Annotated in this window: 17 protein-coding genes; 9 read left to right on the plus strand and 8 right to left on the minus strand. The window is 66.8% G+C overall.

Annotation, left to right across the window (positions count from 1 at the left end; all coding sequences use genetic code 11):
• Positions 1-82: 82 nt before the first annotated feature.
• Positions 83-562 carry a helix-turn-helix transcriptional regulator gene (locus tag CFB45_RS30790; RefSeq protein WP_089428785.1) on the minus strand — a complete coding sequence of 160 codons (480 nt, stop codon included), beginning with the start codon at positions 560-562 and terminating at the stop codon, positions 83-85.
• A gap of 486 nt (positions 563-1,048) precedes the next feature.
• Here CFB45_RS30790 and CFB45_RS30795 point away from each other — a divergent pair, with 486 nt between their 5' ends.
• Both CFB45_RS30795 and CFB45_RS30800 read left to right on the plus strand, forming a co-directional pair.
• Positions 1,049-1,852, plus strand: a complete 804-nt coding sequence (locus tag CFB45_RS30795; RefSeq protein ID WP_089428786.1) for an ABC transporter substrate-binding protein — start codon at positions 1,049-1,051, stop codon at positions 1,850-1,852.
• Between the two features lie 47 nt (positions 1,853-1,899).
• Positions 1,900-2,748, plus strand: a complete 849-nt coding sequence (locus tag CFB45_RS30800) for a phytanoyl-CoA dioxygenase family protein (protein WP_089428787.1) — start codon at positions 1,900-1,902, stop codon at positions 2,746-2,748.
• A gap of 81 nt (positions 2,749-2,829) precedes the next feature.
• On the opposite strand, the gene hutC is transcribed toward CFB45_RS30800, so the two are convergent.
• Positions 2,830-3,567 (minus strand): histidine utilization repressor, encoded by a 738-nt coding sequence (hutC, locus tag CFB45_RS30805; protein ID WP_069252748.1) that lies wholly within the window; start codon positions 3,565-3,567, stop codon positions 2,830-2,832.
• 30 nt (positions 3,568-3,597) lie between these two features.
• A complete protein-coding gene (locus tag CFB45_RS30810) occupies positions 3,598-4,140 on the minus strand; it encodes a helix-turn-helix domain-containing protein (protein ID WP_089428788.1) in 543 nt (180 codons plus the stop codon).
• Between the two features lie 135 nt (positions 4,141-4,275).
• On the opposite strand from CFB45_RS30810, the gene CFB45_RS30815 reads away from it, so the two are divergent.
• The 3 genes from CFB45_RS30815 to CFB45_RS30825 are packed head-to-tail and all read left to right on the plus strand — an operon-like array spanning position 4,276 to position 6,709.
• Positions 4,276-5,058: an aldolase gene (locus tag CFB45_RS30815; protein ID WP_089428789.1), complete on the plus strand. Its 783-nt coding sequence runs from the start codon at positions 4,276-4,278 to the stop codon at positions 5,056-5,058.
• Between the two features lie 50 nt (positions 5,059-5,108).
• The gene (locus CFB45_RS30820; protein ID WP_089428790.1) at positions 5,109-6,005 is read left to right on the plus strand and encodes a dihydrodipicolinate synthase family protein; all 897 of its coding nucleotides are present in this window, start codon (positions 5,109-5,111) and stop codon (positions 6,003-6,005) included.
• Entirely contained in the window at positions 6,002-6,709 is a 708-nt protein-coding gene (locus CFB45_RS30825) for an MOSC domain-containing protein (RefSeq protein ID WP_089428791.1), read from the plus strand. Before CFB45_RS30820 ends, CFB45_RS30825 begins: the two co-directional genes overlap by 4 nt.
• 55 nt (positions 6,710-6,764) lie before the next feature.
• On the opposite strand, the gene CFB45_RS30830 is transcribed toward CFB45_RS30825, so the two are convergent.
• Positions 6,765-7,529, minus strand: coding sequence for an SDR family oxidoreductase (locus CFB45_RS30830; RefSeq protein ID WP_089428792.1), 765 nt, complete (start codon positions 7,527-7,529; stop codon positions 6,765-6,767).
• 402 nt (positions 7,530-7,931) lie between these two features.
• Here CFB45_RS30830 and CFB45_RS30835 point away from each other — a divergent pair, with 402 nt between their 5' ends.
• Positions 7,932-8,639 carry a YceH family protein gene (locus CFB45_RS30835; RefSeq protein WP_089428793.1) on the plus strand — a complete coding sequence of 236 codons (708 nt, stop codon included), beginning with the start codon at positions 7,932-7,934 and terminating at the stop codon, positions 8,637-8,639.
• Between the two features lie 90 nt (positions 8,640-8,729).
• On the opposite strand, the gene CFB45_RS30840 is transcribed toward CFB45_RS30835, so the two are convergent.
• The 3 genes from CFB45_RS30840 to CFB45_RS30850 are packed head-to-tail and all read right to left on the minus strand — an operon-like array spanning position 8,730 to position 11,001.
• Positions 8,730-9,995, minus strand: a complete 1,266-nt coding sequence (locus CFB45_RS30840) for a hypothetical protein (protein WP_089429212.1) — start codon at positions 9,993-9,995, stop codon at positions 8,730-8,732.
• Positions 9,995-10,447, minus strand: a complete 453-nt coding sequence (locus CFB45_RS30845; protein WP_256978432.1) for a hypothetical protein — start codon at positions 10,445-10,447, stop codon at positions 9,995-9,997. The genes CFB45_RS30840 and CFB45_RS30845 overlap by 1 nt, the downstream gene beginning before the upstream one ends.
• On the minus strand, positions 10,447-11,001 hold the full coding sequence (locus tag CFB45_RS30850; RefSeq protein WP_089428795.1) for a hypothetical protein: 555 nt from the start codon (positions 10,999-11,001) through the stop codon (positions 10,447-10,449). The genes CFB45_RS30845 and CFB45_RS30850 overlap by 1 nt, the downstream gene beginning before the upstream one ends.
• Before the next feature lie 403 nt (positions 11,002-11,404).
• Here CFB45_RS30850 and CFB45_RS30855 point away from each other — a divergent pair, with 403 nt between their 5' ends.
• The 3 genes from CFB45_RS30855 (at position 11,405) to CFB45_RS30865 (ending at position 14,699) form a co-directional block, all read left to right on the plus strand.
• Complete coding sequence (locus tag CFB45_RS30855; RefSeq protein ID WP_089428796.1) at positions 11,405-12,721, plus strand: lipase family protein; 1,317 nt, start codon at positions 11,405-11,407, stop codon at positions 12,719-12,721.
• A 193-nt stretch (positions 12,722-12,914) separates the two neighbouring features.
• Positions 12,915-14,045 (plus strand): 3-deoxy-7-phosphoheptulonate synthase, encoded by a 1,131-nt coding sequence (locus tag CFB45_RS30860; RefSeq protein WP_089428797.1) that lies wholly within the window; start codon positions 12,915-12,917, stop codon positions 14,043-14,045.
• A gap of 225 nt (positions 14,046-14,270) precedes the next feature.
• Positions 14,271-14,699 (plus strand): PRC-barrel domain-containing protein, encoded by a 429-nt coding sequence (locus tag CFB45_RS30865; protein ID WP_046548755.1) that lies wholly within the window; start codon positions 14,271-14,273, stop codon positions 14,697-14,699.
• A gap of 55 nt (positions 14,700-14,754) precedes the next feature.
• On the opposite strand, the gene CFB45_RS30870 is transcribed toward CFB45_RS30865, so the two are convergent.
• Positions 14,755-15,270, minus strand: coding sequence for an Ohr family peroxiredoxin (locus CFB45_RS30870; RefSeq protein WP_089428798.1), 516 nt, complete (start codon positions 15,268-15,270; stop codon positions 14,755-14,757).
• Positions 15,271-15,294: the final 24 nt, after the last annotated feature.

Here is a 15,294-nt window from a genome sequence, read left to right on the forward strand (position 1 = left end):
CGGCAAGTCAGTCGGCGGCCGATGTTCGAGTGCGTGACGGAACAGGTGCTGCCACGGGCCGTCGGGTAAAGCACCGGTGTGGTTACCCCCACACTTCCCGAGAAAGATGCAGATCCTTCGACCACGCGGCGAGACTCTTCCAGATGTTCCGCAGCGGCGTGCCTGAGCGCTCGGCGGCTTCCTCGGCGGCTTTCACCACCACCGGCAGCGGCACTTCGTCGAGGATGACGGAAAACTGCGATTCATATCCCGTCGGAATCCGTCCGGTAGCCAATGCGTCGGCCAGCAGCCGTTCGGTCAATTCACCCTTGTAACTGACGTTTGAACTCACAACGGCCTTGTAGAGACCGTTTTGCGGCTGCCGCGGTAGCGCAAGGAGTTCGATGCCGAGCACGCTGAGCAGCGTAATCAGCTTGTTGACGCCGAGATCCTTGACTTTGCCCGATTCGAGCTGGTTCACGGTTAGGCGAGACAAGCCGGCGAATTTCGCAAGTTGGGCCTGTGTGAGGTCGAGTTCTGCCCGCCGTTTTGCGACAGCCTGACCAATTTCATAGAGTTGCATGGCGACCTCCTGCCGTGGGTACGGCGATCTTTGATGTAAGGTATATCTTGCATATTTGGGCGGGTTTTCGGCGTCGGAGAATTCCGCCGTGGTCTAGGGTGCGTCGCCCACACCGCTGGACATGCTGGGTCAAGTCCGTGATGAGATCGCCGCTTTAGACATCGTCACCCTGCAGATTTCGGGAAAATCGCGTCCTGTGGCGGGCGTGCGTCGCGCAGGGTAAACACCGCAAAGAGCCAGAAAATCCCGCCAGACAGCCATTTTGTAAGCGCAACCCAATTTTTCCTCCCTGATTTTGGCCTCCCGCGCACCCGCTACTCACCCCACCCCCATTTCCCCCGCTTGCGCTCAAAAATTGAGCGGTCTAGACTGCAACGCAGTTTCATCGAAGTCCCTGTCTTTCGCACACCGCGCCGGGGCGATCCGGCGCAACGCTTCCCACCGGACGCCGCCTACCCGCCGCGTCGAGACCTACAAGGACGCACCATGAACCGCACTGCAAAGCTTCTCGTTACCGCACTCGCGTTCGCACCGCTCGCGTCGTTCGCCCAGGACACGTCGACGATCCGCTGGGGCATCGACCCCACGTATCCGCCGTTCGAGGCGAAGCAGCCCGACGGCTCGCTCGCCGGCTTCGACATCGACCTGCGCAATGCGATCTGCGAGCAACTGCATGCGAAGTGCGTGTGGGTCGAGCAGGGTTTCGACGGGATGATTCCGGCGCTGCGCGCGCGCAAGTTCGACGTGATCATGTCCGCGATGACGGCCACCGACGAGCGGCTCAAGCAGATCGACTTCTCGAACAAGCTGTACGCGTCGCCGGGTGCGCTCGTCGCGCCGGTCGGCTCGACGCTGCTGCCGACCGCCGCGTCGCTCGCGGGCAAGCGCGTCGGGATCGACCAGGGCACGACGCAGGAGGCGTACGCGAAGGCCGAATGGGCGACCAAGGGCGTGACGATCGTCTCGTACCAGAACCAGGACCAGGTGTACCAGGATCTCGTCAACGGCCGCCTCGACGCGACTTTCCAGGACAAGACGCGGGCCGGCTACTCGTTCCTGAAAACGCCGCGCGGCAAGGGCTATGCGTTCGCGGGCCCCGACGTGACCGACGTGCGGATCACCGGCTACGGCGTCGCGATGGGCGTGCGCAAGGGCGATGAAGCGATGAAGAAGCGGCTGAACGACGCGATCGTCGCGATCCGCGCGAACGGCACGTACCAGAAGATCGCCGCGAAATATTTCGACTTCGACATCTACGGCGCGAAGCAGCAACTGACTTCCGCACCGTGAATCAGTGATTGCGTGATTCCGTGATTCACTCCATCGACAGGCACACCATGACGAGTATCCAGGACCGCGTCGCGCAAGCCGTGACGCCCGAACTGATCGCCGCGTTCCGCGAGGAAGGCGCGGTCTGCATCAAGGGCATCTTCTCGCCCGACGAAGTCGCCGCGCTGCGCGCCGGCATCGACACGAATCTCGCGCAGCCGAGCGAGCGCGCGAAAGTCGCGAGCCGGCCCGACGATCCGGGCTGGTTCTTCGAGGATTTCTGCAACTGGCAGCACAACGACGCGTATCGCGACTTCATCGTGCGCTCGCCGGCGCCGTCAGTCGCCGCCGCGCTGATGGGCACCGAGCACGTGCGACTGCATCACGACCACCTGCTCGTGAAGGAGCCCGGCACGCGGCAGCGCACGCCGTGGCACCAGGACCAGCCGTACTACAACATCGAAGGCGACGACAACGTCAGCATGTGGATTCCGGTCGATCCGGTGCCGCTCGAATCGACGCTCGAATTCGTCGCGGGCTCGCATCTCGGGCCGTGGCTGATGCCGCGCACGTTCATGGACAAGGAAGCGAAGTGGTTCCCGGAAGGGAGCCTGGCTGACCTGCCCGACATCGAAGGCGACCGCGCGGCGTTTCCGATCCGCCACTGGGCGCTCGAGCCCGGCGACATGGTGTGTTTCCGGATGCTCACGCTGCACGCGTCGGGGGGGACGCAGAACCGTCGGCGTGCGTTCTCGATCCGCTTCGTCGGCGACGATATCCGTCACGCGCCGCGCCGCTGGAAGACGTCGCCCGATTTCCCGGGGCTCGCCGAGCAATTGGCCGACGGCGCGCCGCTCGATCACCCGCTGTTTCCTGTCGTGTGGTCGCGTGACGCGGGGCAGGCCCGCGCGATCTGACGCGGGCGGGTGTGCGTGACGGACGCGGCGGCCGTTTCCTGACGAAACGGCCGCCGCGCGCTTTTTACTGTGGGAACAGGATCAGGTCGGGTGGCGTCCGGCGCCCGGCTTGAAGCGCGAGCCGAGCCGGTAGCGGTTGCCCGGGTGCAGGAAGTGCACGAACGTGACGGGCTGCCCGTTCGTCCAGGTGCGGCGTGTGAGCGTGAGGCACGGCTCGTCGGCGCGCATGTCGAGCAGCCGCGCCTGTTCGCCGGTCGGTAGCGACGCATCGACCACGTGCTCGATCTCCAGTTCGTCGTGCGACACGTTATTGAACAGGTACTCGGACGGCGGCTCGACCTGGAAATCCTGGTCGATGAAGCCGGGCGCGGCGGCCGGGTTCACGTAGCGATCCTCGAGCTGGATCGGGCGGCCGTTTTCCTCGTGCACGCACACCACGTGAAACACCGGCGTGTTGACCGGCAGGCCGAATGCAGCCGCGACATCGAACGACGCGGGCTCGCTCGACTGGCTCAGCACGCGGCAGCGATATTCGTGCCCACGCGCGCGGATTTCGTCGCGGATGTGCGCGATCATCAGCAGGTTCGACTGCGGCTTCACTTCGGCGACGAACGTGCCGACGCCCGCGATGCGCTTCAGCACGCCTTCCTCGGTCAGTTCGCGCAGCGCGCGGTTGACCGTCATGCGTGCGACGCCGAACTGGGCGGCGAGATCGAGCTCGGACGGGATGCGGTCCCCCGGGCGCCAGTCGCCCGCTTCGACGTTCTGGCGAACGAGCGTCTTGATCTGCTGGAACGGTGCGGTGGCCTTCGTGACCATCGGGGATCCTTGCGCGAAAAGGTGACGATGCTAGTCGTCGTGACTGACGATGACCACGATCTCCGCCTGCGCGGTGCCGAGGCTGCGCGTGCGGTGCGGGATGAGTGCGTTGAAATAGACTGAATCGCCGGCCTTGAGTTGCACCGTCTCGTTCGGAAATTCGATTTCGACGCGACCCTTGTGCACGAACAGGAATTCCTCGCCTTCGTGCTCGCGGAACGTCGACGCGACGAATTCGTGCGGCGGATGCACGACGAACGGCAGCATCTTCTTCGGCGCGACGCCGGCCGCGATGCTTTCGAAGCGGTGGGCCTGGCTGTCGGCTGCAGCGCCCATCGCCGTGCGCTCGCCGGCGCGCGTGACCGTGATCAGCTCGCGGTTGTGGCTTTCCGAGAACAACTGCTCGACGTCGACGTTCAGTGCCTTCGACAGCTTCAGCGCGACCGCGATCGACGGCACGCTCAGGCCGCGCTCGACTTTCGACAGGTAGCTCTTGGTGAGGCCCGTCTCGTCGGCCAGCACGTCGAGCGTCCAGCCCTTCTGTTTTCTGAGCAGCTTCAGGCGAATCGTCATGGGGCGCCAGGTGTCCTTCGAAAAACCGATTGTAACGCATGACACAAAGTGTCCTATGGTGTATTGTGTGTCATGTTTTGCCGGGAAAGCGGCCGCGGACGGCGCGACCCGACCCGATCCATTCAGGAGGTGAACATGGCGGAAACACTGAATCTGACGAAGGAGGCGCTGGTCGCGCTGGCGGAGCGGCGTCTGGACAACGCGGTGGGCGACAGCGGCTGGTCCGCGCGGCAGAAGCTCGCGCTCACGTGCCGGATCCTGTTCGACGCCGGTCACGATTCGGGCCTGGCCGGGCAGATCACCTGCCGCGCGGGCGACGCCGGCACGTACTACACGCAGCGGCTCGGGCTCGGTTTCGACGAGATCTCGGCGGCGAACCTGTTGCGGGTCAACGAGGATCTCGACGTCGTCGACGGCGAGGGCATCCCGAATCCGGCCAACCGGTTCCATACGTGGATCTACCGCGAGCGCCCGGACGTGAACTGCATCATCCATACGCATCCGGCGCATGTCGCGGCGCTGTCGATGCTCGAACAGCCGCTCGTCGTATCGCACATGGATACCTGCCCGCTGTACGACGATTGCGCGTTCCTGAAGGACTGGCCCGGCGTGCCGGTCGGCAACGAGGAGGGCGAGATCATCTCGAAGGCGCTCGGCAGCAAGCGCGCGATCCTGCTGTCGCACCACGGCCAGCTCGTGGTCGGCAAGACGATCGAGGAAGCGTGCATGCTCGCGCTACTGATCGAGCGGGCCGCGAAGCTGCAACTGCTCGCGATGGCGGCCGGTGAAATCAAGCCGGTGCCGCCGGCGCTGGCGCGCGAAGCGCACGACTGGATTTCGAAGCCGAAGCGCGATGCGGTGACGTTCGACTACTACGCACGCCGGGCATTGCGGACGCATCAGGACTGTGTCGCATGAGCGGGCGATTCGTCGTTCTCGTCTCAGATCATCATTGAGGAATACCTATCGTGTCCATTCTGCTGAAAGGCATCATTGCCTACCCGGTTACGCCGTTCTCCGCTGACGGCGGCGTCGACCTGAAAGCACTCGAAGTGCTGATCGAGCGGCTGATTGCCGACGGCGTCCACGCGATCGCCCCGTTGGGCAGTACCGGCGAAAGCGCGTACCTGGCCGACGCCGAATGGGAGGCCGTCGCCACCGCGTCGATTCGTGCGGTGAAGCGGCGCGTGCCGACCGTCGTCGGCATTTCCGATCTCACCACGGCGGGCGCGGTGCGCCGCGCGCGCTTCGCGGAACAGGCCGGCGCCGATGCGGTGATGGTGCTGCCGGTGTCGTACTGGAAGCTCGCCAACGACGAGATCGTCGCGCACTATCGCGCGATCGGCGCTGCCATCGGCATCCCGATCATGCTGTACAACAACCCCGCGACGAGCGGCGTCGACATGTCGCCCGACCTGATCGCGACGATCTGCAGGACCGTCGACAACGTGACGATGGTGAAGGAGAGCACCGGCGACATCGGGCGGATGCACCGGCTCGCGCAGCTGAGCGACGGCGCGATTCCGTTCTACAACGGCAGCAATCCGATGGCGCTCGCCGCGCTCGCGGCGGGTGCAGCCGGATGGTGCACGGCCGCGCCGAACCTGAATGCGGCGTTGCCGCTGGCGCTGTTCGACGCGATGCAGGCGGGCGACCTGGCGCGTGCGAGGACGGTCTTTCATGCGCAGCTGCCGCTGCTGCAGTTCATCGTCAACGGCGGATTGCCGGTGACCGTGAAGGCCGGGTTGCGCCTGCGCGGCTTCGATGCCGGCGAACCGAGAAAGCCGCTGATGCCGCTCGGCGACGCGCGCACGCGCGAACTCGAACGCCTGCTCGCGGCGCTGCCCGACGGTGTGACGACGTGAGCGATACGGCACGGCCGCTGATCTCCGCCGCCATCGACGCGGTGCGGGTCGGCAAGCGCCGGCCGCTGGCCGGCACGCCGCACGCCAGCGCGATCGACAAGCAGCCGGTCGACGCGCGTCTGTGGCTGGGTACGCTCGGCTTCGCCGGCGACGAGCAAGCCGATGCGCGGCATCACGGTGGACCTGACAAGGCGGTGCACCACTATGCGTACGATCACTATGCGTGGTGGTCGGCGCAGATCGGCGCGCGCGACGTGCTGGCGCAACCGGGCGCGTTCGGCGAGAACCTGTCGACGCTCGGCGTGACCGAGCACGACGTATGCCTCGGCGACGTGTTCACGCTGGGCGGTGCCGTGCTTCAGGTGTCGCAGTCGCGGCAGCCGTGCTGGAAGCTGAACGCGCGCTTCGATCATCCGCGAATGGCCGCGCTCGTGCAGCAAAGCGGCCGGACCGGCTGGTACTACCGCGTGCTGCAGGAAGGCTGGGTGGAGTCGGGTGATGTGCTGACGCTGCACGAGCGCCGCTACCCGCAATGGTCGCTGGCGACGGTACTCGACGTGCTGTACCGGCGCACGCTCGACATGGCCGCGCTCGATGCGCTGTGCGCCGTGCCGATATTGCCGCCCGGCTGGCGCACGATGCTCGAAAGGCGCCGGACGGAGCGGCAGGTCGAAGACTGGACGAAGCGGCTCGAAGGACGATGATGCGCCGCGTGCCGCGTGCCGCGTGCCGCGTGCCGCGTGCCGCGCGCCGCGTGCCTCAGTGGCTCGGCAGTTCCCGCACGTCGGCGGTGGGCACCGAGCCGAACGCGTCGCTCAGCGCATAGCCGATCAGCTGTCGCGCGGCCGCCTCGGGCGTCGCGAGCGCGCCGCTCGACTTCAGCTGGTCGAATTTCTCGCGCATCGGGAAGTTGTCTTCGCTGGTCGAGCGGATCGTCGCCTGCATGCCCGTATCGACGACGCCCGGCGCGACGCTGCAGATCCGCAGCGCTCGGTTCGCGTCGAGTGCGACTGCGCGCGCATGGTGATCGAGTGCCGCCTTGGTCGCACAGTAGACGCTCCAGCCCGCGTACGCGTTGCGTGCCGCCCCGCTCGACACGTGCAGGATCCGGCATTCGGTCGTGGCCGATACCGCTTGCGTGAGCGCGGCCGACAGCATCAGCGGCGCCGCGACGTTCACGCCGACCGCGCGTGCGACGATCGCTGGGTCTTGCGCGGCGAGCGGGCCGATCGGGTCGACGATGCCGGCGTTGTTGAACAGCAGCACGATCGACGCGCCGTCGACGAAGCGGCGCAGCGTGTCGCCGGCCAGCCAGGCCGCGACGGCCGCCGGGTCCGACAGGTCGAGTTCGATTTCGGCGAAACGGTCGCCGGCTTGCGACGCGAGCGACGGATGGCGGCTGCGCGACACGCCGAGCACGGCGACGCCTTCCAGCAGCAGTTGCTCGGCGAGCGACGCGCCGAGGCCGCGAGTGTGTCCGGTGACGATGGCGCGCACGTGCGGGGCGGAAGAGGATGCGGTCATGGTGGTGAACGGGTCGAAGGGGTGAACGGGATGAGCGGCGTCGACGCGCGGTGCGCATGCGTGGCGGCATGGCGTGCGGGACAGACGATGCGTGGTATTGCGTGCGATGGCGGTCGCGCGGCGCCGCAGACGTCGGGGTGACGCATATCGTAGCGCTCGCATGCGGGGCGTGCAAACGCCGCCGTGCGTGCGGACGCGGAATCCGCGGGGCTGCGCGTATCCGACGCCGCGCGGCGCGGGCTCGCCGATACGTTGGACGAAAGCCTGCTGCGGCAAGTGCGCGCGCCGGCACGCCGCGCGGCGCCGGGCCACGCGACGCGAGCTATCATATGGCTCGCCCGTGCGCGATGCCGGACGGGCCGCGACCGTTTCCCTTCACCTGCTGCACGCTGCGACCCACTCATGAACACCACGCCGGATACGCCCACGCCACGCGCCCTTCGCGAACTCACGCCCCTCGAGGCCCGCATTCTCGGTGTGCTCGTCGAGAAACAGCACACGGTGCCGGACACCTATCCGCTGTCGCTGAATGCGCTGACCGCGGGCTGCAACCAGAAAACCGCGCGCTCGCCGGTGATGAACGTCAGCGAGGATGAGGTCACGACCGCGCTCGACGGGCTGAAGCACCTGAGCATCGTGATGGAAGGCAGCAGCAGCCGCGTGCCGCGTTTCGAGCACAACATGAACCGCGTGCTCGGCATTCCGAGCCAGGCGATCGCGCTGCTGACGATCCTGCTGCTGCGCGGCCCGCAGACGGCCGCCGAACTGCGCCTGAACAGCGCGCGCCTGCACGGTTTCGCGGACATCTCGTCGGTCGAGGCGTTTCTCGACGAACTCGCGGCGCGTGCGCAGCCGCTCGTCGTCCGGCTGCCGCGTGCACCGGGCGCGCGCGAGAACCGCTGGATGCACCTGATGTGCGGCGAAGTGAATCTGGCCGATTTCGCGAGCGCGGAGGCCGGCGGCGCGGATTCCGTGCCGCCTTCCGAATTCGAAGCGCTGAAGGCCGAACAGAAGCGCCTCGCGGATGAAGTGGCGCGGTTGAATGCGCTGGTTCTGCGGATGGCCGGCGAGTTGGGCATCGACGTCGACGCGCAAGGCGACGCGGGCTGATGTAGATGGCGGCGGTGGCCCGCCACGGGATGGCCACGTCGCGGCACGGCCGGGTCGGGGCGCGATGCGGGGACTACCCGCATCGCCGCGTTACTTCAGCTTGACGCCGGGTACGAGATAGCGCGAACCGCCCGGTTTCAGGATCGGCGCGAGCGCGGCAAACGGCACATCGAGTTGCGGCCCGAGACAGGCGCCCGCCGCGTGACCGATTCCGGATACGACGAACGACAGCTTGCCGGGCGCATCGAGTTCGAACGCCAGATACTCGGGGAACACGTCGGCGCACGACAGCCACTCGCCTTCGCCGTCCGTTACTTGCCGACCGTGTGTCGCCTTGTCACGCAACCGCGTAATGAAGCTCACCAGCGCGGGGCTTGTTCCCGGATCGCCGTCCTTGCCCGCCGTAGTCGCGTCGATCACGCGATTCCAGTCGAGATACGCGCCGCGCAGCAGGTCGAACGTGACCGGATGGTAGTGATTGTTCGGATGGGCGCCGCCGCAGAACGTACTGCCCGATTCCACGATGCCGAGTGCCGCAGGTGACAGCCACGTGACCTTCACCTGTTCGTCGTCGAAGCCGCCGAGCGAACCGGCGGCCGGCCCGTCGTCGGAATAGCGGGTCGAAGCACATGCGAGCGCGGCGAGATTCATCTGCCAGTGCTGCTGCTCGAGCAGGCGGTTGACCCGTGCCATGACCGCGGGATCGGGATGACGGCTCAGACGCGGATACATGAGCTCCGTGCGCGGGTCGCGCCACATCCGGTACGCGACGGTGCCGTCGCCGATCTCGGGGCCTGCGGGCTGCGCGTGCCCGGCAAGCTTCAGCGTGGCATAAGGCGCCTGCCGCATGTCGATGGCCACGCCGTTGGCGATACCGCTGCCGACGCCGCCGGCGATGCGGTCGGTGATGGCTTCGACGGAGCCGGGCGCGACCGCGTCGGGATCGTATTCAGCGATGCGTCGCAGCGTGAAGCTGCGCGTCTTGCCGGTGCGTGCGTCGGTCCATTGGCCGCGATAGCCATTCTTGTCCTGCGTGCCGCGCCAGGTTGCCGCTGGATGGTCGAAGTCGGCGCCGTCGCTGTATCGCGTCATGTCGCGCACGTCGTCCGGCAACGCGGTGCGCTCGAGCGGCTCGACGAGCTGCGCAGGGTCGCCGTGCAGCGGAATGTCGATGCCGTACTGCGTATAGAAATAGCGACCCGAGATCGTGCCGTTCGCCGCCGGGCGGCGGTCGAGTTCCATCACGATCTCGCCGGCGCCTTGCAGCAAGCCGCGATAGACGACCCGCGGCGCGGCGTCGGCCGCTCCCGCGCGCAGCGCGATCATCACCAGCACGATCCGGATCAGCGGGCGCATCACCAGCGGCACCCGGTTTGTTCGGACGCGTCGACGTCCAGTACCCTGCCGAACGCGGTCTGCTTGCCGGTGCGCGCGCTGGTATAGGTCATCGAATAGATCATCGCGCCCTGCGACATCATCTCGTAGCGCCCGTTGATCCTGCCGTCGACCATCTCGACCCAGGTTGTCGTGAACTGGTGCGGGCGGCCCTCGGCGAGCACTTCCTCGTCCACGTGCTCGACCACCAGCGGCAGCGCCGTTTTCGCTTTCGCATAGCGAACCATGCCGCCTGACCAGCCGACGGCGTCGTCGTAGTAGGTGCGCGTCTCGAAGCGCACGGGTTTGTCGCCGTCCGACTTGAAGCAATACACCTCGGTGGAGACCTTCGCGAACGCGGGCAGCGACGCGCAGAGCAGCAGGGCGGCAAGGATTTTTTTCATGATGGGCCGGTGAAGAATGAAGTGCGGCATCAACCGAGCATGATCCGCGTGGCACCTGCATCGACGAGCCGGAACAGCAGATCCTCGACGGTCGTCTCGGGCGCGGAGCCGAGATCCGCATTGACGCGCCACCCGTGTTCCGTGCGAACCGGTTCCGACAGGTAGTGAACGATGCCGTGCAGGCCGTCTTCGGCCGGCGTGTTCTCGTCGTCGACGTCGAACCACGCGAAGAACCACGCCTTGAACGCCTCGACGGCCGCGCTTTCGTCGAGACCATCGGCCTCGATCGCGGCCCAGTCCCACACGAACGGGCGGATCGACACGGCCGCTGTTTCGAGGTCGAACGCCAACGGCTCGAACGCCAGCTGCGTGGCGGAATCGACCATCGCCGGCTGGCCCGCCGATTTGCCTTCGGTCGCGATGAGGTCGGCCCGGCACGGCAACGCGAGCGACCCTTCGGTGGCGAGCGTGCCGTCGGCCCGCCGGTAGGCCGGTTCGACGATCACGGCCGGTTGCGCCGCCGCTTTCGCGAGCAGGTCGGCATACGGTTGGCGGATGGCGCGGAGCAGTTCGGAGACGGTCATCGTGGCGTATCGGTTGGGCAGGGAGCGATCGGTTACATGCAGTCAGTATGCGGCGCGGCCGGCATCGCACGACGCGGCCTTCGGTACCGGACAGCCGTGATCGTACGGCACTTCGACAACACGCGGACAGTCGGCCGAATGGCCGGAGCGACCCTGCATCGCGCGACGACCGATTTAGACGTTTACCTTCAAACAATCGAAAACGCCCATCGAGCGCGCGCTCGTTGTGCTTCAATTCATCCGGTTTGTAGTCCTACTAAAATTACAGGTTCAGAACAGGCCGGATTACTCATTCACAGGAGACAGTCGATGGCTCGGAAACGGTTTTGAAGCGGCACACGCGATGGTCTGCAACACCGCGAACTTCCTTCGATGAAAGCAGGTTATCCCAGGGGCCCCAACCATGTCCTCCAGACGTTTCATGATGGCCGCGGCAGCGATGTCCGCCGCGTTGGCCACCAACGCGCCGGCAGCCAGCGCCGCCGCGCCAGCCGTATCCGACCCGTTCTACACGTACACCGGCACCACGCCGTTGGCATCGATCCCACCGGGCACGGTGCTCAAGACGCGCAACGTCACCTACCACGTGGCCGGTATCCCCACCGCGCTGACCGCGCAGCAGTTGCTGTATCGCACCCATAACGCGCTGAACCAGCCGGTCGTCAACGTGACGTCCGTGATCCGGAGCCCGGTCAGCAACGGCCAGGCCATCTCGTACCAGTCGGCTTACGATTCGCTGAACCCGTACGACGAGCCGTCGCAGGTGATCGCCGGCGACCGTGACGTGACCAAGATCATCAACGTCGGCACGCTGCTCTACAGCGCGGAATCGATCCCGCTGTCGACGCTGCTGCTGCTCGGCTACAACGTCATCGTGCCCGATACGGAAGGCCAGACGGCCGACTTCGCCGCCGGCCCCGAATACGGGATGACGACGCTCGATTCGATCCGCGCGGCGCTCAATACGCCGTCCACGGGCCTGAATCCGTCGAGCAAGGTCGCGATGATCGGCTATTCCGGCGGCGCGATCGCGACGAACTGGGCCGCGCAGCTCGCGCCGAGCTATGCGCCCGAGATCAACAGGCAGCTCGTCGGCGCGGCGGAAGGCGGCGTGCTGGTCGATCCCGCGCACAACCTGCGCTACGTCGACGGCAGCATCGTGTGGGGCGGGGTGGCCGCGGCCGCGCTGGCCGGGCTGTCGCGCGGCTACGGCTTCGACCTGACGCCCTATCTCAGCGATACCGGCGTCGCCGTGTTCAAGGACATCCAGAGCCAGTCGCTCGCCTACATCCTGCCGAAGTACACGGGGCTGCGCTGGGGCACGCTGTTCAAGCCGCAATACGCGAACGACATCAACAGCATTCCCGTGTACGTGACGTATGCGAACAAGGTGAATGCGGGGCTGGCCGCATCGCCGACGATCCCGATGTTCATCGGCCAGGGCACGGCGGGCGCGCTCGATGGCACCTTCAGCAGCCAGGTGGGCGACGGCGTGATGATGGCGTACGACGTGCGCGCGCTGGCGCAGAAGTTCTGCGCCAGCGGCACGCCGGTCACGTACAACGAGTATCCGCTCGAACATGCGGGCGCGATCGTGCCGTGGGTGGCCGGCATGCTGCCGTGGCTCTACGACCGTTTCAACGGGAGGGCCGCGCCGAGCAATTGCTGGCTGACGTCGCTGCTGCCGAGCAATTCGCTGGCGCCCGAGACGCTGCACTAGCCGCAACGCCGCGTGCGATGCGGTGCATGGCCGGGCGACCCTTCGCGGGTCGCCTTTTTCTTTTTGCCTTTTGATCTGCGTCGCGCTGCGGCAAGGCCGCCGCGTCGGTCCCCCCGCCGCAACCCGCCACCGTCCCGCCCGGGTGCCATAATCGAGCCTGCCCATCATTCCAGACGTCCCCCGGAGAATCACCATGCAGAACCTCGACAATCCTTCCCACGATCGCGAGGTAGGCAGCGCCGACGCGACGCAGGACACCACGCGCATCGACGACGTCCGCATCGGCGCCGTGCGCCCGCTGATTTCGCCGGCGCTGCTGCAGGACGAACTGCCGGTGCCGGCCGCCACGCAGACGCTCGTCGAGGATACGCGCCGCGCGATCGGCGACATCCTGCACGGCCGCGACGACCGGCTGCTGCTCGTCGTCGGCCCGTGCTCGATCCACGATCACGACCAGGCGCTCGATTACGCGCGCCGCCTGAAGATCGCCGCCGATGCGCTGAAGGACGACCTGCTGATCACGATGCGCGTCTACTTCGAGAAGCCGCGCACGACGGTCGGCTGGAAGGGCTACATCAACGATCCGCGCCTCGACGGCAGCTTCCGCATCAACGAAGGGCTGCGCGCCGCGCGGCAACTGCTGCTCGACATCAACGCGCTGGGCCTGCCGGCGTCGACCGAATTCCTCGACCTGCTGAGCCCGCAGTACATCGCCGACCTGATCGCGTGGGGCGCGATCGGCGCGCGCACGACCGAGAGCCAGAGCCATCGCCAGCTCGCGTCGGGCCTGAGCTGCCCGATCGGCTTCAAGAACGGCACCGACGGCGGCGTGCAGGTCGCGTCCGATGCGATCGTCGCCGCGGCCGCGAGCCATGCGTTCATGGGCATGACGAAGATGGGGATGGCCGCGATCTTCGAGACGCGCGGCAACGACGACGCGCACGTGATCCTGCGCGGCGGCAAGAACGGCCCGAACTACGACGCCGAGCATGTCGAGGCGAGCTGCGCGGTGCTGCGCAAGGCGGGCCTGCGCGAGCAGGTGATGGTCGACTGCTCGCACGCGAACTCGAACAAGTCGCATGAGCGGCAGATCGACGTCGCGCAGGATCTCGCGCGGCAGCTGTCGCAGGGCGAGCAGCGGATCGTCGGCGTGATGGTCGAAAGCCATCTCGAGGCCGGGCGCCAGGACCTGAAGCCGGGTGTGCCGCTGAAGTACGGCGTCTCGATCACGGATGCATGCCTGAGCTGGACGCAGACGGAGCCGGTGCTCGACGTGCTGGCGGAGGCGGTGCGGCAACGGCGCGCGCAGGCGCGCAGCGCGTGACGAGGGCGATGTACGCGATTCGCTGCGGTGTCCGTAATGTCGCCATGGCAAGAGGCGCCTGACAGCGGCTGCGTCATCACGTCCGATGCAGCGTTTCGCGAGTGGCGCTAACATGGGCCGGTGTGATGCGTCGTACAGAGGCCTTCTCGTTTCACGCGGCGCATGCACGGAGGCGGCTTGGCCGGCCGCCGACACCGACAACAATTCACCGGAGTGCATAACAGCATGGCTTTCTACAAGACCCTCATCGCAGCAACCGTCCTCGCCTCGAGCGTCAGCGCACATGCGCAGATCGCGGGTGCGCAGCCGATCAGCGTGACCGTCGAGCAATCGCAGGCGCTGCTCGAAGGCTGGAGCGTGAAGAAGAGCGTGCTCGGCAAGGCCGTCTACAACGACGAGAACCAGAAGGTCGGCACCGTGCGCGACCTGATCGTCGCGCCGGACGGCTCGGTATCGGCGGCGATCGTGTCGGCCGGCGGCTTCCTTGGCGTGGCCGCGCATGACGTCGCGGTGCCGATCGCATCGCTCGACGTGCGCAACGGCAACATCTACCTGCCGGGCGCGACGAAGGATGCGCTGAAGGCGACGCCCGCGTTCCAGTACGCGAAGGTGCCGTCGCCGCCGAAGCCGAAGAAGCTCGACGACAAGCACTGAGCGAGCACGGATTGGCAATACCCGGCGCGCAACGCGCCGGGTATTTTGTTTGCGGTCAGCCGTTCGACGGATCGTCCGGTGGCGCGAGCGCCACGACGTGGCTGATGCCTTCGTGCGCCATCTTCGTATAAGGGCTGAAGCGCTCGGTATTGCGGACGAGTTCTTCCGCCACCGTGCGCTCGACCCCCGGCAACTGCACGCGAATGTTCGCGTTCAGCATGAACAGCCCATCCACCGGATCGCGGCAGAAGTCGACCGATGCACTGACCGACGCGCCGGCGATCGACACGCCGGCCCGCGTGGCGAGCAGGCTCAGCGCCCCATGAAAGCAAGCCGCATAGCTCGCGGCAAACAGTTGCTCCGGGTTCGGGCCGTCGCCCGGCCCGCCCAGTGCGGACGGCAGGCGCAGCGCCACATCGAGGCGGCCGTCGTCGGAACGCGCGACACCCGATGCGCGGCCATGCTCCGCCGCCCCGCCCGTGACGGTCACCGTCGTCGAATAGAGCGTCTGTGGTTCCCGCCCGCGATACTTGTCGAGCAGCGAGAGCGGCGGCGGCCGTAGCGGCGTCATGGTGTGCGCGATCCTGCGGTGCGG

Source organism: Burkholderia sp. HI2500 (genome assembly GCF_002223055.1).
Classification (GTDB): domain Bacteria; phylum Pseudomonadota; class Gammaproteobacteria; order Burkholderiales; family Burkholderiaceae; genus Burkholderia.